18 protein-coding genes are annotated in these 20,773 nt (G+C 32.6%); 4 read left to right on the plus strand and 14 right to left on the minus strand.

What is annotated here, in order from left to right; translation table 11 throughout:
- Positions 1 to 285: 285 nt before the first annotated feature.
- On the plus strand, positions 286 to 858 hold the full coding sequence (locus tag ACWVCY_RS13920) for a hypothetical protein (RefSeq protein WP_455143559.1): 573 nt from the start codon (positions 286 to 288) through the stop codon (positions 856 to 858).
- Positions 859 to 942: 84 nt separating this feature from the next.
- On the opposite strand, the gene ACWVCY_RS13925 is transcribed toward ACWVCY_RS13920, so the two are convergent.
- The 8 genes from ACWVCY_RS13925 to ACWVCY_RS13960 all read right to left on the minus strand — a co-directional run bounded on the left by ACWVCY_RS13925 (position 943) and on the right by ACWVCY_RS13960 (position 9,430).
- Positions 943 to 1,659 carry a DUF47 family protein gene (locus ACWVCY_RS13925; RefSeq protein ID WP_455143561.1) on the minus strand — a complete coding sequence of 239 codons (717 nt, stop codon included), beginning with the start codon at positions 1,657 to 1,659 and terminating at the stop codon, positions 943 to 945.
- Positions 1,652 to 2,746 carry an ABC transporter ATP-binding protein gene (locus tag ACWVCY_RS13930; protein WP_455143563.1) on the minus strand — a complete coding sequence of 365 codons (1,095 nt, stop codon included), beginning with the start codon at positions 2,744 to 2,746 and terminating at the stop codon, positions 1,652 to 1,654. Before ACWVCY_RS13930 ends, ACWVCY_RS13925 begins: the two co-directional genes overlap by 8 nt.
- Positions 2,746 to 3,963, minus strand: a complete 1,218-nt coding sequence (locus ACWVCY_RS13935; RefSeq protein WP_455143565.1) for an ABC transporter ATP-binding protein — start codon at positions 3,961 to 3,963, stop codon at positions 2,746 to 2,748. Before ACWVCY_RS13935 ends, ACWVCY_RS13930 begins: the two co-directional genes overlap by 1 nt.
- A gap of 1 nt (position 3,964) precedes the next feature.
- Positions 3,965 to 5,662 carry an ABC transporter permease gene (locus tag ACWVCY_RS13940; protein ID WP_455143567.1) on the minus strand — a complete coding sequence of 566 codons (1,698 nt, stop codon included), beginning with the start codon at positions 5,660 to 5,662 and terminating at the stop codon, positions 3,965 to 3,967.
- 19 nt (positions 5,663 to 5,681) lie between these two features.
- The gene (locus ACWVCY_RS13945) at positions 5,682 to 6,371 is read right to left on the minus strand and encodes a DUF47 domain-containing protein (RefSeq protein WP_455143569.1); all 690 of its coding nucleotides are present in this window, start codon (positions 6,369 to 6,371) and stop codon (positions 5,682 to 5,684) included.
- A gap of 224 nt (positions 6,372 to 6,595) precedes the next feature.
- Positions 6,596 to 7,390 (minus strand): ABC transporter permease, encoded by a 795-nt coding sequence (locus tag ACWVCY_RS13950; protein ID WP_455143571.1) that lies wholly within the window; start codon positions 7,388 to 7,390, stop codon positions 6,596 to 6,598.
- Positions 7,391 to 7,392: 2 nt separating this feature from the next.
- A complete protein-coding gene (locus tag ACWVCY_RS13955; RefSeq protein WP_455143573.1) occupies positions 7,393 to 8,139 on the minus strand; it encodes an ABC transporter ATP-binding protein in 747 nt (248 codons plus the stop codon).
- A gap of 76 nt (positions 8,140 to 8,215) precedes the next feature.
- Entirely contained in the window at positions 8,216 to 9,430 is a 1,215-nt protein-coding gene (locus ACWVCY_RS13960; RefSeq protein ID WP_455143575.1) for an HRDC domain-containing protein, read from the minus strand.
- A gap of 132 nt (positions 9,431 to 9,562) precedes the next feature.
- Here ACWVCY_RS13960 and pepD point away from each other — a divergent pair, with 132 nt between their 5' ends.
- The 3 genes from pepD (at position 9,563) to ACWVCY_RS13975 (ending at position 12,244) form a co-directional block, all read left to right on the plus strand.
- Entirely contained in the window at positions 9,563 to 11,017 is a 1,455-nt protein-coding gene (pepD, locus tag ACWVCY_RS13965; protein WP_455143577.1) for a beta-Ala-His dipeptidase, read from the plus strand.
- Positions 11,018 to 11,033: 16 nt separating this feature from the next.
- The gene (locus tag ACWVCY_RS13970; protein ID WP_455143579.1) at positions 11,034 to 11,519 is read left to right on the plus strand and encodes a GAF domain-containing protein; all 486 of its coding nucleotides are present in this window, start codon (positions 11,034 to 11,036) and stop codon (positions 11,517 to 11,519) included.
- Positions 11,520 to 11,638: 119 nt separating this feature from the next.
- Positions 11,639 to 12,244 carry a GNAT family N-acetyltransferase gene (locus ACWVCY_RS13975; RefSeq protein WP_455143581.1) on the plus strand — a complete coding sequence of 202 codons (606 nt, stop codon included), beginning with the start codon at positions 11,639 to 11,641 and terminating at the stop codon, positions 12,242 to 12,244.
- A 140-nt stretch (positions 12,245 to 12,384) separates the two neighbouring features.
- Here ACWVCY_RS13975 and ACWVCY_RS13980 read toward each other — a convergent pair whose 3' ends face one another.
- The 6 genes from ACWVCY_RS13980 to pheS all read right to left on the minus strand — a co-directional run bounded on the left by ACWVCY_RS13980 (position 12,385) and on the right by pheS (position 20,614).
- Positions 12,385 to 14,370, minus strand: a complete 1,986-nt coding sequence (locus tag ACWVCY_RS13980; protein ID WP_455143583.1) for a 3-hydroxyacyl-CoA dehydrogenase NAD-binding domain-containing protein — start codon at positions 14,368 to 14,370, stop codon at positions 12,385 to 12,387.
- Positions 14,371 to 14,409: 39 nt separating this feature from the next.
- Positions 14,410 to 15,600: an acetyl-CoA C-acetyltransferase gene (locus tag ACWVCY_RS13985; RefSeq protein ID WP_455143585.1), complete on the minus strand. Its 1,191-nt coding sequence runs from the start codon at positions 15,598 to 15,600 to the stop codon at positions 14,410 to 14,412.
- A 468-nt stretch (positions 15,601 to 16,068) separates the two neighbouring features.
- Positions 16,069 to 16,401 carry an SCP2 sterol-binding domain-containing protein gene (locus ACWVCY_RS13990; protein ID WP_455143612.1) on the minus strand — a complete coding sequence of 111 codons (333 nt, stop codon included), beginning with the start codon at positions 16,399 to 16,401 and terminating at the stop codon, positions 16,069 to 16,071.
- A 280-nt stretch (positions 16,402 to 16,681) separates the two neighbouring features.
- On the minus strand, positions 16,682 to 17,347 hold the full coding sequence (locus ACWVCY_RS13995; RefSeq protein ID WP_455143587.1) for an HAD family hydrolase: 666 nt from the start codon (positions 17,345 to 17,347) through the stop codon (positions 16,682 to 16,684).
- A gap of 25 nt (positions 17,348 to 17,372) precedes the next feature.
- A complete protein-coding gene (pheT, locus tag ACWVCY_RS14000; RefSeq protein ID WP_455143589.1) occupies positions 17,373 to 19,091 on the minus strand; it encodes a phenylalanine--tRNA ligase subunit beta in 1,719 nt (572 codons plus the stop codon).
- Positions 19,092 to 19,102: 11 nt separating this feature from the next.
- Complete coding sequence (gene pheS, locus ACWVCY_RS14005) at positions 19,103 to 20,614, minus strand: phenylalanine--tRNA ligase subunit alpha (protein WP_455143591.1); 1,512 nt, start codon at positions 20,612 to 20,614, stop codon at positions 19,103 to 19,105.
- Positions 20,615 to 20,773: the final 159 nt, after the last annotated feature.

Raw genomic sequence — 20,773 nt, forward strand, 5'->3', positions numbered from 1 at the left:
CACGCTTAGATTTAAAGTTATTTATCTACCTTAATTCTCGCTAATAGTATAGAATTTAGATTTCTCCCATATACAATTTTTGATGAATTCCTTTACATTTTTCAGTTAGAAAAAGAGAAATGAATTCATTTATCTCGTTTAGTCATTTTAATTTAGCTTTAACTAAGAATTTCATCCACTCTAGTAATTTCTAGAGCTTTATTAAAATAAAAATTTATAAGTGCAAAAAGCAAATATTCTACAGGTCTTTTCATATTTCCTTTAGAATTATCCGTTTGAACTATGATGAAATATTTAATCACAATATTTTTGTTTGTCTTGGTTCTTCTCTCTGGTAGTGTCTCCTCTACGAATGAGATTGACATTGATTTGGTTATTTTTAATCATACCATTAGCTGGGGTTCATGTCCAGTTGGAGAAGGAGGTCACGGTGACTTCTACTCCTCGAGTAAATTCTCTTTAGGTATTGCCAATAATGGTTCTCAAACGTTTAAAATAGAGGAGATCATTCTTAATTTCACTATTTTAGGAACGGAATGTGTTGCTTCGACACAACAACAACAGATTAAGGAGGATGGATTACCTGTTTCTCTATCTCCTAATTCTTATATGATAGTTAATATCACCTGTCCTTCTAATAATATTCGAATCAGAATTGTTCTAATCGTAGATCAAACAGCTATAGATGTTGGAGAAGTCATTGCTTATGGTCAGGTTAATAAGGTTTATGTCCATTGGGATGAATGGAAGGATTATATTTTTTATACTTCCCCTCATGAGGTTAATTTCCCCTCATTCTATCTTTCAGAGTTCCTCATTATTCTTTTCTTTTTTTCCAGAATTCTAAAAAAACAATAATGTTTCTTCTCTATTTATCTTCGATATAAGGAAGAAAATTTTAAATTTCTTTTCATTATATCCAAAGATCATGATTCATTTTATTTATTTGATTTCTTTATTAATTGCGATTCCTATTTTCACAATGACGACTAAGAATTCAGCAGTATCACGAACTGAATCAGTAGCTATTTCCAAATCAGTAGCGATCTCTATTAAACTTAAAATGGCTGAAAAAGGTTCTCTTCGTGTTCTTCCAATTAGAATCTTTTCTTTTGCTTCTAAAAATAGAGTATCTGCTTTTTTTTCGTTCTCAAGGATTGTTTCTTTATTTGAGAGTATAATTTCGTCATTTTCTCCAAGATTTTCAATCGAAATCCAAACTATTCTAATTGAATCGTGAATTAAATTCAAAAGTTGTTTAAAATATTCCAAAATTTTTATAGGGACTTCATCATCTGTATTATTCAGCAAATGCAATGATTTCATACTTGATTTCATTAAATTGATTGTTGAATCATCAGATTTTAACAATCGAAATAAATTTTGACGTATTGTTGAGGGTAAAAAACCCTTTGCAATCTCATTTCCTAACCTAATCTCGATTTTGTCTGCATCACGTTCTAAACTTATAATTCGATTTATTATAGATTTTAATCTTGGATCTTGAGGATTATTCTCTCTTGTGATTATATCTAGATATTCTTGTCCAGCTGCAGTAGCATCAAAGACCTTTATTGCATGTTGTAAAAGTAGCTGCTTGATTTTTGTATTTCTTCTTTCTTTAAACCATTTCAGCATACTTTTTTCTTTTTTACTCAAGAGAAATTTCCTCCATTAATCCATCTTCGGGAACGGGGAATAATTGTGTTCTTAAAGGGTCAAATGACACATATACCAATGTATTTAGTTTTAATGGCCCTTTGAAGTCCGCTAGTATAATATCATCAGTTCTCAATCGAATTTGTAATCTATAGAAACTTCCTGCAAACCTAGAGTCAATTATTTTTCCTTTAATGCTTTCTTCACCACTTTTTCTCCTACTTATTCTTACATTCTCAGGTCTTACTGCCAAGACTAATGGTTCACCAATATTTTTATTCTCTTGATTCTTCATTTTTAAAGTAACATCATTTCTTAATTTAAGCTGAACAGAACCATCAAATTTATCGGAGATATAGCCTTCAATAAAGTTTGTTTCTCCTACAAAATTCAAAGTAAATAGTGAATTAGGGTATTCGTACATATTTTTTGGAGTATTAATCTCATGAATGCGCCCATTTTTCATTAATACTACACGATCAGAGATTGATAGACATTCTTGTTGGTCATGAGTAATATGAATGGCAGTTAATCCAAGATCTTTTACAAGACTTCGTATTCTATAACGTAGATCTGTTCTTACTTTAGCATCTAAAGCAGAAATTGGTTCATCAAGAATTAATAGCTTAGATCCTTTTGCGATCGCTCTAGCTACTGCTGCTGCCTGTTGGGCACCACTCGATAATTGACGAGGATACAAATTCTTTTCTGCTAATATATTAACCAGTTCTAACGCTTTAATTGTCCTTTTATCAATCTCTTCCTTTGAAACCTCGGTCATTCTACTTGGAAATTCAACATTTTCTTTAATTGTCATATGAGGAAACAATGTAATACTTTGAAATACCATTGCAAAACCACGATCTTCAATGGGAAGATCTATTATATTCCTTCCATCTATAAGAATTTCTGATCCTTCATCAGGTTCTACAATCCCTGTAATACAGTTTATTAGAGTAGTTTTGCCACAACCCGATGGTCCGAGAATGCCAACATACTCCTGGTCCTGAATTTCTAAATTAACTTTAATTAGAGCTTTTACATGCCCAAAAGTTTTGGAAAGGTTTTTAATTATAATATTTGGCATTATCTTTCCCTCTCATAAGGATTGAGGCTATGCGGACTTATGTATACAATTACTTCATCCCCAATTTTGTAAATATCACTATCATATGAGGAAATCCGTGCAATAATTGGATGGGTTATGTCTTTTATTTGAATCAATAAATTTGTAAATTTTCCAAGGAAAATTTGATCAGAAATTATCCCTTGAAACGAATTATCACCTGTGAAATCTTCCACTTCTTCTATCGACTTCTTTACTGTAATATCTTCAGTTTTCACAAGAACTTTAACAACATCTCCTGGTTTTAATTCTGAGGGCTTACACAATAATTTATGACCTGAAACAAGTGTTACAAATGTACATTCTTCAGTGACTTCTGTAACCTCTCCCTCAAAAATTGTGGATTCTCCAATAAAATAAGCTGAAAAATAATTTTGAGGTTTATCATAGATTTTGTATGGTTTCCCCATTTGAGAAATTTTTCCATCTTTCAGAATTAAAATACGATCAGCAACAGCAAGAGCCTCATCTTGGTCATGTGTCACATGTAAGGTGGTTATACCTAGTTCCTTTATCAATGCTCGAATTTCTGTTCTTAATTGGATATTTAATCTTGCATCTAGAGCCCTTAATGGTTCATCTAATAGAAAGATTTTCGTATCAGCAGCAATAGCACGTGCTAACGCACATCGTTGCATCATTCCCCCCGATAATTCATTAGGAAAAGCATCATAACGATCTTTAAGTCCAACCATATCCAAGACTTCAGTAACTAATTGAGACATTTCTTCTTCGGTCTTCGTCTTTTTAACCCTTGGAGAAAATAAAATATTATCACGTACATTTAAATAGGGGAATAGTGAATAATTCTGAGGTAAATATGCCACTTCTCGATCTTCAGGTGGTAATTTTAATAAATCAAAATCATCCAGAGAAATTCTTCCTGTGTGTGGTTTTATTAATCCAGCTATTGTTCTCAACAGCGTTGTTTTTCCAGCACCTGTCGGACCTAAAATAACTAGATATTCCTGAGGATGAATAGTTAGATGAATGTTATCCAAAACAACTTTCTTACCAAATTTCACAGTTAGGTTACGGATCTTTATAGAATTTTTAGAATATAAATTCCATAGATATTTTCGGAATTCACTCTGTCCTGCAAGATCCCATGGAAGGTATTCTTTAACTAATGGTTTTGTTGCTCCGTTATCGTATAATTCCTCGTTTCCATTACTCAATTTATTCCCTCTTAGTCTTTTTCTGTCCGAAAACTGCTCGTAACGTGAATATTACTAGACTAGTAATTATGATTAAGACGATTATTGCCAGAGAAGCTCCAAAATATTGATTTTCACCAATCAACCTTACAATAAATATAGGAGCAGTTTCAAAATTTGAAGCAACAGCTAAAGTTGCACCAGTTTCTCCTACACTTCGTGTAAAAGACATAATTATTCCTGCAATAATTGAGAATTTTATTATTGGTAAAGTAATTAAAGTAAATATGTGAAAAGATTTCGCTCCTAAGGTTCTTGCAGTATCTTCATAGGATAAATCTAAATCTTCTAATCCTCCAATAACATTTCTGACAATGAAAGGGAAAGTCATAGCTGAATGAGCCATTATAACAAAGAATAATTCGTTCACAATTAATTGTTGCCCACCCCAAAATAATCCGACAGAAAAACCCAAAGCAGACGATGGGACAACATAAGGAACATCAACCAATATATCAAAAAATTTACTGAATCTACTTTTCCTTCGAGAAATAAAAATCCCCATAGGAACTCCTAGAATGACATTCAGACAAGTTGCTATACCACCTACCAATAATGAATTGACAATACTCTGAACAAATCGTCCCCAATCAATGATTAACGGAGGCCCAGTTATTCCAATTGGTATATATAATATTAGGAAGAAGGATGGAACAATGACAAAAAAGGTGAGGAAAAGAAGTGTTATTATATTTCTAGATTTTACACTAAATTCAGAACTCAATTTTTTTTCAGTTGTTGTCCAGACTCTTTTTACCGGAACTTTTCCCTTTCTAACAATTAATCGTGATGCTGTCATTAAAATAAGTGCCATTAATATCATTGTAACACATAAAAATGCTAAGGGGGGAATTAAATCAAGATTAATTCCTTTAACAATGTCAATGTCGTGTTTCCATGTTCCAATTAAGACTGTTCCAGTCCATACAGAAATCTGGGTTGCAGATAGAACTGCCATGACCCCTCCTGTATCACTCAGACTCTTTGCTAAACTCAATATTAAAGCAGTGACAACACCTGAACGAAATAATGGCATTGTGATTGTACGAGCTGCAGTAAAAGCTGAGGCTCCACATGTTCGACCTGCTATTTCAAGATAGACATCAATTTCCTCTAAAATTGCCGCTAATGATCTAACTACATAAGGAAAAGTAGTAGTAAAATGAAATAGAATGAGTATTGGAAGAGCAGAAGTGATAATTCCTAAAGAAAAAGGTGGAGCGGTAACATCAGGCACTTTCCCCCAAAACAATGCAACCGAAAGACCAAGTCCTGCTGTTGGAACAGCTAAAGGAAGCTCAATGAATGTATTTAAGATATTTTGAACCCGTACAGAAAGCTTTCCTCGTACTAACATCCAAGCCAAAGGGATACCAAATATCAGGTCAGTGATTGAAACAATAACTGCAACACTAACTGAATAATACAAAGCTTCAGCAATCATAGTGAATGATTCTGGTTCTGCTTGAAAATAAGCGATTACAAGATCAAATTTCTCAAAAAGATAAAATAATACATATATTGTTGGTGTTAGAATTAGAAATAGAAAAAAAATTAGAATCAAGATATAGAAAGCATTTATAATTTTCTTATTACTACTTAGGGCAGAAAGATAGTCAATAATACTAATTGACCTATAATTTTTGATATTTTTGGTCATGGCTTTTCGCCTTTTAAAACTATCTTACTGGTGCTGCCATAACAATAGAGTAAAGATAATCTGAGGCCTTGCTGCAGGCATCAGAAGCATTCTCAAGTGCTTTTGCTGTATCTAAGGAAAGAAATAAAATTGCATTATCGAGCTGGGTTCCTAGTTTAAGAATTGTTTCTTTGGCTAGGTAATATACCTCATCACCTTGACGTTCAAGTTTTTCTATTTTATTTCTATTAGAAATAACCTTATCATCATTTACTCCTAGATATTGAAGGGTTTTAGAAAAAATCTCAACAGAATCTTTAGTTATTATTGATAATTGAATAAGATAATCGTGTAATTTATCAGGATAATTTAATTTTAAATTAAGAACCAAATTTGCATTTTTGGAGGCTGTTTTAACCCAATTTGCTGCTTCATCAATTCTTCGTATCATCCTAAACAGATCTTCTTGAACATTTGGTGGGAATTCCCCATGAATGAGCTCTCTTTCTGCCAAAACATCTTGCAGCTGATCAGCTTGTTCTTCAAATGCAGATATTTTACTTATTATCTCGACAGGATTTTGAGTGAGTTCACCTTTCAATGCTTTGTATAAGTTAATAGATTCGCTACATGTTCTTTCCACAGCTTTTGTGTGATCAATTAAGATTCCCTTAACTGTTATATTTTTATTTGCTTTAAACCAATGTAGCAAACTTCTCTTTTCAACCATGAGTTTTCCTCTCTTCAGGTTATTGAATATATAAAAAATTTAGAAAATAATGCCACCAGGAAAACAAAAAAATAGGAGATTTTTAAAATTCCTATAAGAAAAATAAGGAAATCAATTACCTAACAGTACTCTATATAGTAAGATTACTCATTTGAAAATGAATAATCTAGTGTTTATCTATTTGTGATGAATCTGATAGATTTTTTTAAAATATTATCTTATAATTAAGACATTTGAAGTAAGGAAAGGTTTAATTGCTCTTCTTTTGTGAATAATTCTTTTATAAAGAAGAATACGAGAATTATTGATCCGATGAAACCTGAAGTTAATATCATCAAAAAAATAACAATTTGATATGCTGCTGCTATTAGTGGGTTTGCACCTCCAATAATCATTCCACTCATTAAACCTGGAATAGTCACAATGCCTAAAACCGCAACACGATTTGTTGTTGGTATCATTGCTGCACGATAAGATTCCTTTGTTATACTCTTAATACTATTCCAAGGAGAATCACCTAAACTTAATGCTGCTTCGATATTCCCTTGACTCTTTTTTACATCAGAAATAAGCCGTTCTAATACAATTCCTGTCATTACCATGACATTTGCAATAACCATTCCCCCCATAGGAATGATATATTCTCCTTTCAAAGGAATTATCTCTAAAATAACAGCCATAGAGATAATAGAAAGACTACCAAATGTGATAGCAATCGATTCTATAGTAAATACCTTAGGATAAGGAAATCGTTGTTTAACAGTGTAAGCAGCGAAGAAACACATGAATAGTAACACAATTACCAACAAAAAAATCTCAGTTATCGCAAAAATAACAACGAGAATTAATGCCATAATAAGAATTTGTACTAGACCCCGTGTAAAACTCCAGATAAACATTTTTTCTAATCCAATTTGTTGCCATTTAGTTAAGGCTATTAAAAGAATTAAAAGAATAATAGAAATCGATAAACGTTGAAGGATTTCAGTTATTATTTCTATTCCTGGTAAGATCATCATTTTTAGTTTTCTCCATGAATAGATTTTGCTTTAAAAAATCGACGAATTTCTTTTTCGTCATATCTATCAAAAAAGGTTTTAGTGTTTATTTTTTCAATTAATCTTCCATTTTTTAAAAATAGTAGCTGATCTGTCAATCTTTTAGTCTGTTCTAAACTATGAGTGACAATTATGATCTTAATCTTTTCTCGTGCAAGTTCTCGTAATGTAGTTTCGAGAATTTCTTCTGAAACAATATCTAGAGAGCTAGTGGGTTCATCTAATAACAATATTTGAGGATTATTAGCAAGTGTCCTTCCTAAAGAAACTCTTTGTTGTTCTCCGCTAGAGAGATTCTCTACATTTAGATTTAAGAATTCAGGAGGGAGAGCTACACGAGATAGAAACGAATAAAGCTCGTCAAGAGAATATTTTATTTTCCAAATATTTGGTCCATATAATAGGTTATCTTTTACTGTTCCTGGAAATAGAAAAGGTCTTTGTTGAACTAAACCAATTTTTTTCCTTAATTGTTTAACAGGTATGAATGTGGTATCTTCTCCATTGAATAAAATTCGACCTTTTGTAGGAGATATAAGTCTATTAATCAATTTAAGGAATGTAGTCTTTCCAGATCCGCTAGGGCCTACAACACCTGTTATACCCTCAGATTCTACCTTTACAGAAATATTCGATAGAATATTTTTCTCGTTAAAAGAATATTGCACATTTTCCAAACATATAGGACATTTATGATTAAATTCAAGCATGATAAGTCACAATTTAAAGACATTGAAGTATTTATCTCCTTGTTAACATGAAATAATACTTTAATCATAATTAAATCTAGGAATTACCTTGCAAAAGAAAAGTAGTGACAGAGTTGGTAAGGTATTGAGCAATCTCATCAGATCTTTTTGTAAACCAAATTGAGTCTAGAAGTATCTTTTTATTTGAATAATCCAATAAGTTTAGATCTCTTTTCGAGAGGATAAAGCGCTTTGGTAAATTCAACTCTTTACTGATTTCATTTCTCCAAATCAATAAATGCTGTTTTAATACTGGCAATTCATTAAAAGGAGGATTATTATTGTTATGTTTTGTTCTTATTTCTTCAAAAGTTTCAGAAGGGAGAGATTTTATGTTCTCTAAAACTTCATGAATTGCCTTTATGTCCTCTGAAGATAGGTATTTTTTTCGTTGTAGTAACTTTTTACGTTTTTCAGGAGTCACGATAACTAAATTTATAAGAGTTTGGTTATTGAAAATGAAAAAGGAGGGTTTATTCCTTTTTAAAGCGATTTCATCACGAATTTTTGCTATTCTAAAGAGTTGGAGTTTTTGGATCTCAGTTAACTCACTAAAACCTTTGATTCGAATAACGGAAAAAGGATTGTACTCTAAAGATGGGAGATCTTCTTGAATTTGATTATGAATGTAATAAAGAAATAATTCTCTTTTCTTCCTGATGATCTCATCTAATATTTTGTTATATAATGGAATAAACCAATAGATTTCTTCGCTTGCATACTTAATTTGAGAATTTGTTAAAGGTCTTTGACACCAATTACTTTTTTGTTGTTTTTTAGGTTTAACATAATGAATTTTTAATTCTTGATTAACAAGGTCTTCCAAACTAATGGTAGCGCGATAGCGTTGTAAAAGTGAAGAAGCAGCTTGAATATCAAAAATTCCCCTTATTTCAATATTATGATAATCTTTAAAATAAAATAGATCCCATGGTGAATCAAAAAATATTTTTGTTATTTGGCATGATGTTAAAACATTGGATAATGAGTTTAAACTCCTGATAGAATTAAGATCAATCAGAAAAACATATTCAGTTGTTGCTAATTGTAAAAGACATGGTCTTTGATAGTAAACTGATTGATATGAAGCTCTTTCTTGGTCTATAGCAATTTTACTTAATTGTTTTGTTGGATCCTGAAAAATTTCAGCTAATAGTTGTAATTCCCAATTCTTTGATAAATAATAAACAGGAATATTCTTAACAACAGAAATTTGTTTAAATGAAAGAAGCGTGGACACTTTAAAACCCATTTACCTACATTCATAAAAATTCAAAGGAAAGATTAAATTTTATTATTGAAATTTTACAAGATGGGAGAATTTACCAACAAATATGAGTGAATTAAAAGGATATCCACATTATTCTAAGGTGAATTAAAAATAATGACAAAATCATTAACAGAGCTAAAACCATATCATGTATGGAGATTATTTGAAAAAATATCCTCTATTCCCAGACAATCAAAGAAAGAGGATTTAATACGAGTGTGGGTTAAAGAGTGGGGAAAGAAAAACGAGATAAAATTTGAAGAAGATCAAGTGGGTAACCTTCTTCTTCATCAAAATGCAACTAAAGGATTTGAGTCATTTCCAGGAGTAATTCTCCAAGCTCATATGGATATGGTTGCACAAAAAACACCTGATTCCAATCATGATTTTAATAAAGACCCCATTCAAGTAATTATAAATGAAAATTTTGTAAGGGCTGAGAAAACCACGCTTGGTGCTGATAATGGAATTGGTATGGCAATGATCTTAGCTGTTTTAATAGATCCAACTGTTAAACATGGGCCTGTTGACATATTACTAACAGTTGATGAAGAGACAGGATTATCAGGAGCTTTTGCATTAAAATCCTCTTTTTTTCAATTTAAAAATTTAATAAATTTAGACAGTGAAGATGAGGGTGAGATTACTACAGGTTCAGCTGGTGGGGGTGACACAAAAGTGACTTTCTCCTGTAATCTTTTTCCAGCAAATGATCTTCTAGGTTATCAAGTATCAGTAAATGGATTGAAAGGAGGTCATTCAGGAATAGATATTCATTTACCTAGATTGAATGCAATAAAAATTTGTATAGATATTGTAGAACAACTTCAAAATCAAGGAAAAGATGTATTCATTGAAAATATTCAGGGAGGAAGTGCACATAATGCCATTCCTCGTGATTGTACAATTAATTTTGGATTAAGAAGTGAAAAAGATTCTAAAAAAGCCATAGTTGAAATCATTCGTGAAAAAATAATTCAGTATAGAAAAATCGATCCAAAAATAGTAATAAATCTAGATGAGACTAATATAAAGACCTACATAAAAGAATCAAAGAATATTATTGAATTTTTATCTACTATAGAACATGGACCTCTTATATTTTCAAAATCAATTCCTGATCTTGTCGAAACATCAAACAATTTAGCTGTAGTAAAGTCAAATGGAGACTTTGTAGAAATCTCAGTAAGTAGCCGTAGTTCAATTAATTCTGAATTAAATCATGTCAGATCAAGAATTAAACGGTTAAGTGAAAAGTTAGGAGGATCAATCGAATTGGGAAAGGCTTACCCAGGTTGGAATCCTGATTTAAATTCATCTCTTCTAAAACTAGTTCAAAGAGAGTATTCCCGAGAATATCAAAAAGAAGTAAAATTAAAAGCAATCCACGCAGGGTTAGAATGTGGCTTATTCAAAGGAATTGTACCAGATCTTGAGATAGTGTCCTTTGGTCCTGAAATTAAAGGCTCCCATTCACCTGATGAACGTGTTAATATTAGATCGGTTGAATTAATCTGGAATGTACTTTGTTCAGTTCTTGAAAAATTTAATGAAATAGAATCAATTTGAACACAAGGTGAAATGTATGGAACTGAAATTGAAACAAGAAGTATTTGATGAAATTAAATCAAGATTTGAAAAATCAATTCTAGAAAATCAATTTTCAACTTCTTATAGTCTTTATAAAAAAATAGTAGATGAGCTAGCCAATATTTCTTATTTTAACTGGACTGGAATTTATCTATTAAACTCTACTGAAGATCAATTAGAATTGGAGTACTATGTGGGGAAACCAACTGAACATACTACCATAAAAGTTGGTGTGGGAGTCTGTGGATCAGCAGTAACAGAAAATACCGATAAAATTATAGCAGATGTTCGAAATGAAGAAAATTATCTTGCTTGTTCATTACAGACACGCTCTGAGATTGTAGTCTTGATTAAAAATAATCATCAGATTATAGGCCAAATAGATGTAGATTCTGATTTAGTGAATGCTTTTAATGAAATAGATCATGAGAATCTTAAAGATATTGCAAATCTCATTGTTAAAGGATTAAAAACTCTTTAATCTTATTTTAATGATCAGGGGAACTTGTCTTGATAGAGATAGTTAAATATAGACCTCAATTTAGGGAGGACATTATCAATATTTGTTTTAAGACAGGTTATATGGGAAGGAGTGCTTCAATGTATTTTAAAGATCCCTACTTATTTGGTTTATTATTCTGCCTTTATTATGTGGATTATGAACCGGAAAACTGTTTTATTGCAGTAGAGAATCATCAGCAAGCTGTTGGATATATTCTAGGATCTTTAGATTCAGAAGATCAAGATCAAGCTTTTAGAAAATTAATTCTGCCAAAAATCATTAGAAGATTATTTTTTAGCACAATCTGGAGACATCCAAGCACTTTCAAAACAGTATTACATTTTAGGAAAATATTTTCCAATTCTCCGCCTGTTCCTAATGAAAGAGACATTCAGAAGATGTACCCTGCACATTTACATATAGATATTTTAGACTCCTATCAAAGGAGAGGGACTGGATCGAAATTGTTGAAAAAATTTGAAAATCATCTTTGTGAACACAATATTGAAGGAGTCCATTTAGGAACAAGTTCTTACAACAAAAAAGCTATACAATTCTACTATAAACATGGATTTGAATTATTATATCAGAGCCCTGAGGGGTTCGGAATGTGGCCTAATGCACCGAAAGCACGAGCCCTAATTTTTGGAAAGAAATTACATAAACATAATAATAACGAAGAGATTAATAGTAAAATTGATTAAATAAAATGTCTAGTCTATTTCCAAAAGTTAAAAGAGGGTTATATTAAAAATCAAATACTTATAAAAATTACTTGAGGAATTGAAACACCAGATAGAAGTGTTCTATTATTCGAAATAAAAAAAAAGAAGAGGGAAGAATCTTATCGTCCCTTGAATTCTGCATCTCGTTTTTGCATGAAGGCAAAAACTCCCTCTTGAAGATCTTCTGTAGTAAATACTAGACCTCCACCGTATGATTCTAGCATTAGACCAATATCATGAGGTATTTCACTTCCGTAATTGATCATTTGCTTTGCGATTCCTGCTGCGATAGGAGATACTTTTTTAGCGATCCTCTTAGCGATTTCATAGACTTTCTTCTCGAACTCATCATCATCAAAGTATCCATTGATTAAACCCATTTTGAACGCTCGTTCAGCTTCAATCCGTTCCGCTGTAAGTATTAGCTCCATACTTTTTCCAACTCCAATATGTTTTACCATCAATTGAGTTCCACCCCACCCTGGAATTAAACCGAGACCTACTTCAGTTAGACCTACTTTTGCTGATTTCTTTGCGTATCGTAAATCGCAACTCATGGATAGTTCTAAACCACCACCAAATGCATATCGTTCAATAGCTGCAATAACAGGTTTTGGGATCTCTCGAAATCTCTTAAATGTGGTTTGACCTTTTCTTACATAGTTTTTAAATGCCCACGCACTATCTGGAATGCCTCCTGCAAGGTCAGCACCAGCTGAAAAGCAATTAGCTTTACCTCTGACAACAATAACACGAGTATCATAGTCTTCAGCAAGAATATCAAGAGCCTTATTAAGTTCATCAAGTAGTTGACCCCCGATTGCGTTAACTGGAGGATTATTTAACCACAGAGTTGTCACAAAGTTTTCAGGATCCTTTTCGATTTCAATTTTATCAAATTCTGGTCCTGCTTTCTTAGCTGCTTCAGCTTTTACTGCTTCTTTTGCTCTTTCATTTAATGATCCATCTCTAACCCATTTATGAGCTTTAAAGACTTCTAATCCATATTTGTCCGCTAAACTGTCCATATATTCAGTAAGTTCCTTAAAATCAGCATTTTCAGCTAATTCGAAGGGTCCAAAAGGATTATTCATTCCTTTCTTCATTGCAGTATCAATGTCTTTTGCACCTCGGGGTGCAATACCTTCTTCTAAAACTTTTGCAGCTTCATTAATTTGTACTCGCATTAGATTCATGATATCAAAGTTACAGGCCTTAGATAAATCAATTTCGGGACGTCCACCGTCAGAAGGCCATTTATAAATTCCTTCTCCAGTTTTTTTACCTAACTTATTTTCATCAATTAACATTTGCATTAATGGTGTAGGTTTGTAATCAGGGGACAGTCGATCTGCAAGATAGTTCATTGAGTGATAAGCTACATCTAAGCCTACAAAATCCATTAATTCATAAGGACCCATTCGCATCCCCATCATTTGGGCTGCGGCATCAAATTCAGCAGGAGGGTATTCCTTTCTGTCTAACATCTGATGAATGAGTAGCATAGTAATCGCATTAATACGATTTACAATAAATCCAGGGCTATCTAGCGAAACTACAGGATCTTTTGTCTGTTTTTTGGCAAAGTCAATTAATAATTGAATAGTTTCATCAGATGTATTCTTGCTTTTAACGATTTCGATCAATTGCATTAATACAGGAGGATTAAAGTAATGTAAACCAGCTACTTTCTCTGGTCTCTTTGTTGCCTCACCAATTTCCTTAATACTCATATTACTAGTATTAGAACATAATAAAGCATGTTTTGGACAATATTTATCAAGATCGCTGAATATTTTCTTTTTTAACTCAAGATTTTCAGGAGCTGCTTCAATTGCAATATCTGCATTTTTACATACTTCTTTCAAATCTGTAGAAATCGTTAAATTCGCCATGAAACGTTTATGATCTCCTTCAGAAATTCTTGCTTTTTCCGCGAGTTTTTTTAAACTCCAATCAATCCGATTCTTACCCTTTTCAACAAATTCATCTTTAATATCATACATAGATACAGTATAACCAGTCATAAGGCAAACTTCAGCTATACCATGCCCCATATCGCCTGCTCCTATGACTGCTACATGTTTAATATCATCTACTTTCATATTATTTCACCTATTCCTTTATTTACTATTGAAAAATGATTAACCTCCTTTTTGTAATACAGTAGCGATTCCTTGACCACCACCTATACAAGCATTAGCTAATCCATATGTTCCATCTTCCCAATTTAGAATACGAGCTAATGTTCCTACTAATCGTGTTCCTGTAGCACCAAGAGGATGTCCTAAAGCTAATGCACCACCTTTGACGTTGACTCTGTTCCTATCAATACCAAGTTGCTTAATACAATTTAGAGCAACTATTGCAAAAGCTTCATTGATTTCCCAAAAATCAATATCTTTTGCTTCAAGACCCGCATGTTTTAGAGCCATTTTTGAAGCAGGTACAGGACCTTGACCCATAATACCTGGATTTACACCAGCCCAACCAAATGATTTAATGGTTGCAAGTGGTTCTAATCCATAAGTACGTGCTTTTTCTTTAGACATTAAAATCATCGCTGTGGCACCTGCATTGAGAGGAGACGAATTCCCAGGAGTTATTACACCTTCAAAATCAAATGACGGCATTAATCCTCGCATGGCTTCCATTGTACTTCCTCGGCGTACAGAGGCATCAATATCAAATATTTCTCCATTAGCAAGTTTAATTGGCATGATTTCATCTTTGAAAAAGCCTTCGTCCTGAGCTTTTGCTGCAAATTCATGAGATTCTAAGCTATATTGATCTAAATCGTCACGAGTTAACCCATATTCTTTAGCAGCTAATTTGAAAAGTTTTTCAGCTGTTAATCCCATAACAAATCCTGTCGCAAAATCATATTTTGCATATTGTTCTTCAGCAGCAAGAAATGTAGGAGGATCGATATTGGGATTGTTGGCCATTGGAATATGAGTCATATGTTCTATACCAGCAGAGACAACTACATCGGAATAACCAGTCATGATTTGCAATGCACCTGTATGAATCGTGTTCATCGAAGAACCACATTGTCTGTCAATACCTTGAGAACTAACTGATTCAGGAAGACCTGCTAAGGCAACAATAGGTCTTCCTCCATATAACCACTGCTCCATGATTTGAAAAGCGGCACCTACAAGAACATCTCCAATATCTTTAGGATCGATACCTTTTCGATTGATCATCTCGCGAATTAAGCGCCCTGCTAGTACATCCATTCGAAATTCATTCAATTTATCACGATCGGGGTCGTTTGGTCGTGAACGTGAGAATGGAGTTCGAAGATAGTCAACTATTACAACTTCACGCATCTTTTTCTCACCAAATGTTGGAAAATTCATCTTTCTACTATGTGTTTTTCTAGTATATTTCGCTTTTAACATGATAAATTCTTGTTATCTTGCAAATAATTCGTTTAAGGTTACTAGGTAAGAGTCATTAATAATATTTGCGCTCTAGTCTGTTGAATGATTATTATAATGCTGTATTGTGACTAGTTTACATTTAGTCTAGAAAAATAGTTGAAAAATGGGCTAGATTAAAATTATAATACTAATCAAAAGATAACTATGTCTAAATATTATTAAAGAGTAATTTTATTTAAGAATGAGCTTGTAGCTAATACCTATATAAAAAATGAGTATATTAAAGAACTATTTAAGATGAAGAACTTAATATTATGATTTTGATATCAACTACATACTATAAGCTAGAGTAATGCAGTTTAGAGAGAAACAATAAACGAGAAGAAAGAAAAAAAAGAAGGAACTATCTACTCTTTATGTTTGAAGCTTCTTAATGACTGGTAGGAGTTTCATTGTCCCCATGACGTCACCGTCGATCGCATATTGCTTAGCAAAGAAAGCTTTCTGAGCATCAAGTTCTCCTGTGAACATTTTATCAAATACGTCTGATGGACCTTTCATTGTAAAATTTGGTTTTTCAGGTTTTCCTTCATGAAACTCACAGCTGCCATCAGCTTTATGTTCTATATAACAATCTTCGCCATCGATCACGTATCCAGCGATTTTAGCCCATCCTTTTAACATTCCTTTAACTTCTTCATTCGCATTTATCGCATCAGCAAACATCTTTATTTTTTCAGTAGCCATCTCATTCACCTATTGAATTTGAAAATAAGAAATAAAAGAGAGAGTACTAATCAGCACTCAAACTCGGTTTCTTACAATTAATTCTAATCCTATCTCTCTCAATATAAAGTTTTTTGGGTACCTAATAAATACAAAGTCATTGTATAAATAGTCAGAAAAAAATTAACAACTATAACACTTATTTTTTGATTTACATATATTCTTTATAGATATTAAAGGTATATGATGCGTTAAATACTCCCTTTAGAAATATATATTTTGAAATCATATTTTTTTATGGCTATGGGAAAATTTGAGCTAATTCAGTGAAGTCATTGATGATATGATCTGAATATCTTACTTCTTCTTTTCCAAATCCATAAGTACATCCTATCGCTATCCCACCATTCTGTTTTGCTGCTTCAAAATCATGAATCCGATCTCCTATAACGGCAAAGCTATTCGATTTTAAATCAATTTTAATTTTATTTACCATCCAGACTTTATCTTTTCCTGGAAAGTTCCCAGCTGCTAACATTAAATCAAAGATCTGTGAGAACTGAAATCGTGACATTGCTGCCGTAAAATAATCAGCTCGTGCATTTGTGCATAATGCAAGTTTATAACCTCGTTTTTTCAATAATTTGAGAGTCTCTAGAACCCCAGAAAAGAGTTCTCCATGTGTTTTAAATCTTTCAACTTCGGTTTTTTCAACACATTGTCCAAAAAATTCTATTATATTCTTGTTTTTAGTTTTCAATAGGGGGTAATATAATTCTGGAGTTTGTTTTCCGAATTGATCTAATATTTCCGTTTCTGTTGGTATTTGAGTAGGAATTCCAAATTTCTCTTTCAATTTGATCAGACAATTCTGAAAAATAGGTAAGCTAAGCGTTTTACCGTTGAAAAGGGTCCCATCAAAGTCAAATATAAGTGTATCTACATTTAAATTAAAGGGATTTGCCATTTTCTTTACCTAAAGAGGAATATGATCACTCAAAAGTGTATAATGGAGGCAAGTTCAAAGTAGGAATTTTGGAAAGATCGATTTCAAAAGCAACTGTTGGCATGAATAATTGCCAATTTTCTAATATTTCAGGGTAAATTTCTCCGATTATACCAAGTTCTTTTCCATCAGATAATATCCGAGCAGTACGTCCAATAATAAACTCAGAGGATTCAATAGGTTCTAATGTATATTCTATAGAAATACCTGTAAATAAGACTTTAAGAATACTGTGCCCTAGTTCAAATGAGGCATCTTTTCCAGCAAGCACAACGGCAGCTTTAGAGATTGTTTGAAGATGCCATTTATGATCGATTATTACTGCTTCTCCTACTTCAAATAAATATTGGGGGTATTCATTATGAGTATTTTTTGCTAAAAAATCAAGGAGATTAGGAATTAAACGGTCTCGGAGAATTGAATAGTTTAAGCTAACAGGATTTGCAACTTGAACATTTGAGGTGGAGCTTTTACTTACATGACCCATTAGATCATTAAGCTTTTCTGGTGATGTCAATGTAAATGTTAGAACTTCTTGAAGGTTACAACCACTCAAAATTTCTCTAATATAATTTTCATTAATCGTACGTTCTGAAAGCTTTCCAATTGTGATAACTTTATCACGAGTTGGGGTAATTTCCATATAACCATACGCAATTGCAACCTCCTCAGCAATATCAACTGTATGTAATAAATCTACACGATAAGGAGGGTATTTCACTAGTAAATTTTTCTTCTTTTTCTCTACCTCAAATCTTCTCTTTGGTAATAATCTTTGAATATCTTCTGCTTTTAAATTTAAATCTAAACATTTTTCAATTTCTTGAGGGTCAACTTCAATGGAATATGGTTCAGAACGGGGAGAGATCATTATTTTAGATGCCTCTCCATGATTTGGAGGATAATGAATTTCAAGGCTATAAACAGTGCCACCACGATCTCTCAGTGCTTGTGTTACTAATGCTGCAACAACTTGAACTACTTCTAGATTTGTTCCTGTTACTTCTACTAAGACATCGGTTGTATCTTCATTTATCTTCCCTACATCATTTGAATTAATAATTGGAGGCATAGATAATACCTTTCCTGTAATATCACGAAGAATTGGAAGGTCACCTTTAGATGGGAGAATGTTCCCATATTCAATACCCTTCTCATGAACTTTTAAAATCTCATCAAGAGAAAGTGGATCACTATAACCAAGCGGAACAAATTTGAACTCCCTTGAAGTAAGTTCATACTTGATTGGGCTTTTTATCATTTTTATATTGTAAATACCAATTGAGGATCTTTGTCGCCGTCGGCCATAGGAAAAATCGACTTTTTCCTGTAATTGAATTAATTGTTTGATAAGAAAATCTGTAAATTTCAATCCCCTAACAATAGACCCTGAAATATATGGTCTTATCTTTTTGATCTTAGGATCGACCTCAATAATATACCCACTTGGTTCAGTTGAAATATCAGGTAATCCCGATTCTGTGCCAAGAATTCCTGATACTTCACGAACTAATCCTTCAACTCCCCATAAATCTGGTCTATTTGAAGTTTTGCAATCTATTTTTAACAAATCATCCGCTAGATCATATTCATCAATTTCGCATTTGGCATAACTAAATAGTTCGTCTAAATATTCAACTGTGGGTTGATTATTCAATTTCAACAGCGAAATGACATCACTATAGGAAATTTTGAATGCAACCATAGTATTCACCGCTAAACTAGAGGAACAGTCCTTAACCATTCTAGGTTTTGAGAAAATAATTCACGAATATCATTTATCCCACGATTTACCATATAAAGTCGGTCTACACCTAATCCCCAAGCAATAACAGGATCAGATATATTAAAAGGAACAGTCACTTCTGGTCGAAATATTCCTGCACCTCCAAATTCAATGTAACCTAATTTAGGATGCTTAGCACTTAATTCAACTGAAGGACTAGTAAAAGGATAATAATCAGGTTTAAATCGAACTTCAGTTGCGCCAGCTACAGTCTCAGCAAACGTTTTCAATATTCCTAATAAGTCTCGAAAGGTGATACTTGGATCACATACAATTCCTTCTAACTGGTTAAATTCTGAAAGATGTGTTGCATCGACTGAATCTGGCCTGTAACATCTAGCGATACTAAACCATTTAGAGGGAATTTCTAATTTATATAAGGTTCTTGCACTCACTGAAGTTCCTTGAGGACGTAAAAGCAATTGTGAAGCTTTATTTGAATCCCACCTATAACGCCATCCACGAGACTTAATAGGTTCACCTGATTCATGAACTCTTTTAACAGCGTCAACAAGAGATTTATCCTTTGGTAAAGTCCCATGTAAGATACTATTCTTTGATTTTGGGTCTTTAATTGTATAAACGTCAGACCATTCGCGTGCAGGATGATCTTGAGCTTGGAAAAGAGCATCAAAATTCCAGAATTCGGTTTCAACCAGAGGGCCTCTCATTTCAGAAAACCCAAGGCCTATTAAAATCCTCTTTACATCCTCAAGGAAGGTCAAGTATGGATGTTTTTTTCCAAAAGGGATTGATTTTGCCTCAGTAGTAACTTTATAGTGCTTTAACTCAAGATTTCTCCAATTCCCATTTCGAATATCTTCAGGTGTTAATTTGGATATATTCTCTTTTATTCGAACTGTATCTTTCATTTTTAATCCATTAGCTGATAAATTAACAAGTGTTTGCTGGCGTTCCTTTAGTTCTATTAGTTTTCTTTTTGTAAGAATGTCAACATCTTCATCACTTGGCAAAATCAAGGGATCAATACTTAGAGACTTAATACATATTTCTAAATTTTCATTCAGCTTATCTACTTCTTTAATTAGTTGAACCATACCTTTTTCAATATTAATAATTCCTTTTTTTCTCAATTGCCCAATAGCAGCGTTTAAAGCTGGTTTAGAAAGTTCTAAGTCTTTTGAAATTTCTATAAGAGAAGTTTTAACGTTTTTTTTCTTGATGTATCGAAGTATCAGATTCTCAGGTAAACCGTTCTTTAATACATCATTTCCTTCAGTAGTCAAAACCACTTTTAAGACATTTTGAACTTGAAAATCGACAAGATCCTTTTTATGCAATTGATACATGAGTAATTCAACCTTTGCTCTAGGTAAATCGAGTTCTTCAGCGAGAGTATCAATTGATTTCTGTTTTGTTAAGTCAAGAACCTGTAATAATCTATTCATTTCAGAATTTAATATTATTGATTGATTTTTCAAATTTCCAATCTCCTTTTTGGAAAATAAACCGGATCTTATCTATTAGGAATTAATTAGAACTAATGTAAAAATAGTTGCTTATTTATCCTAAATAGCATTCAACAAATAGTGATATCCAAATAAATGTAATTGCTAAAGCTTTTACATATTCTTTTTTAG

The organism is Candidatus Hodarchaeum mangrovi (genome assembly GCF_975850365.1).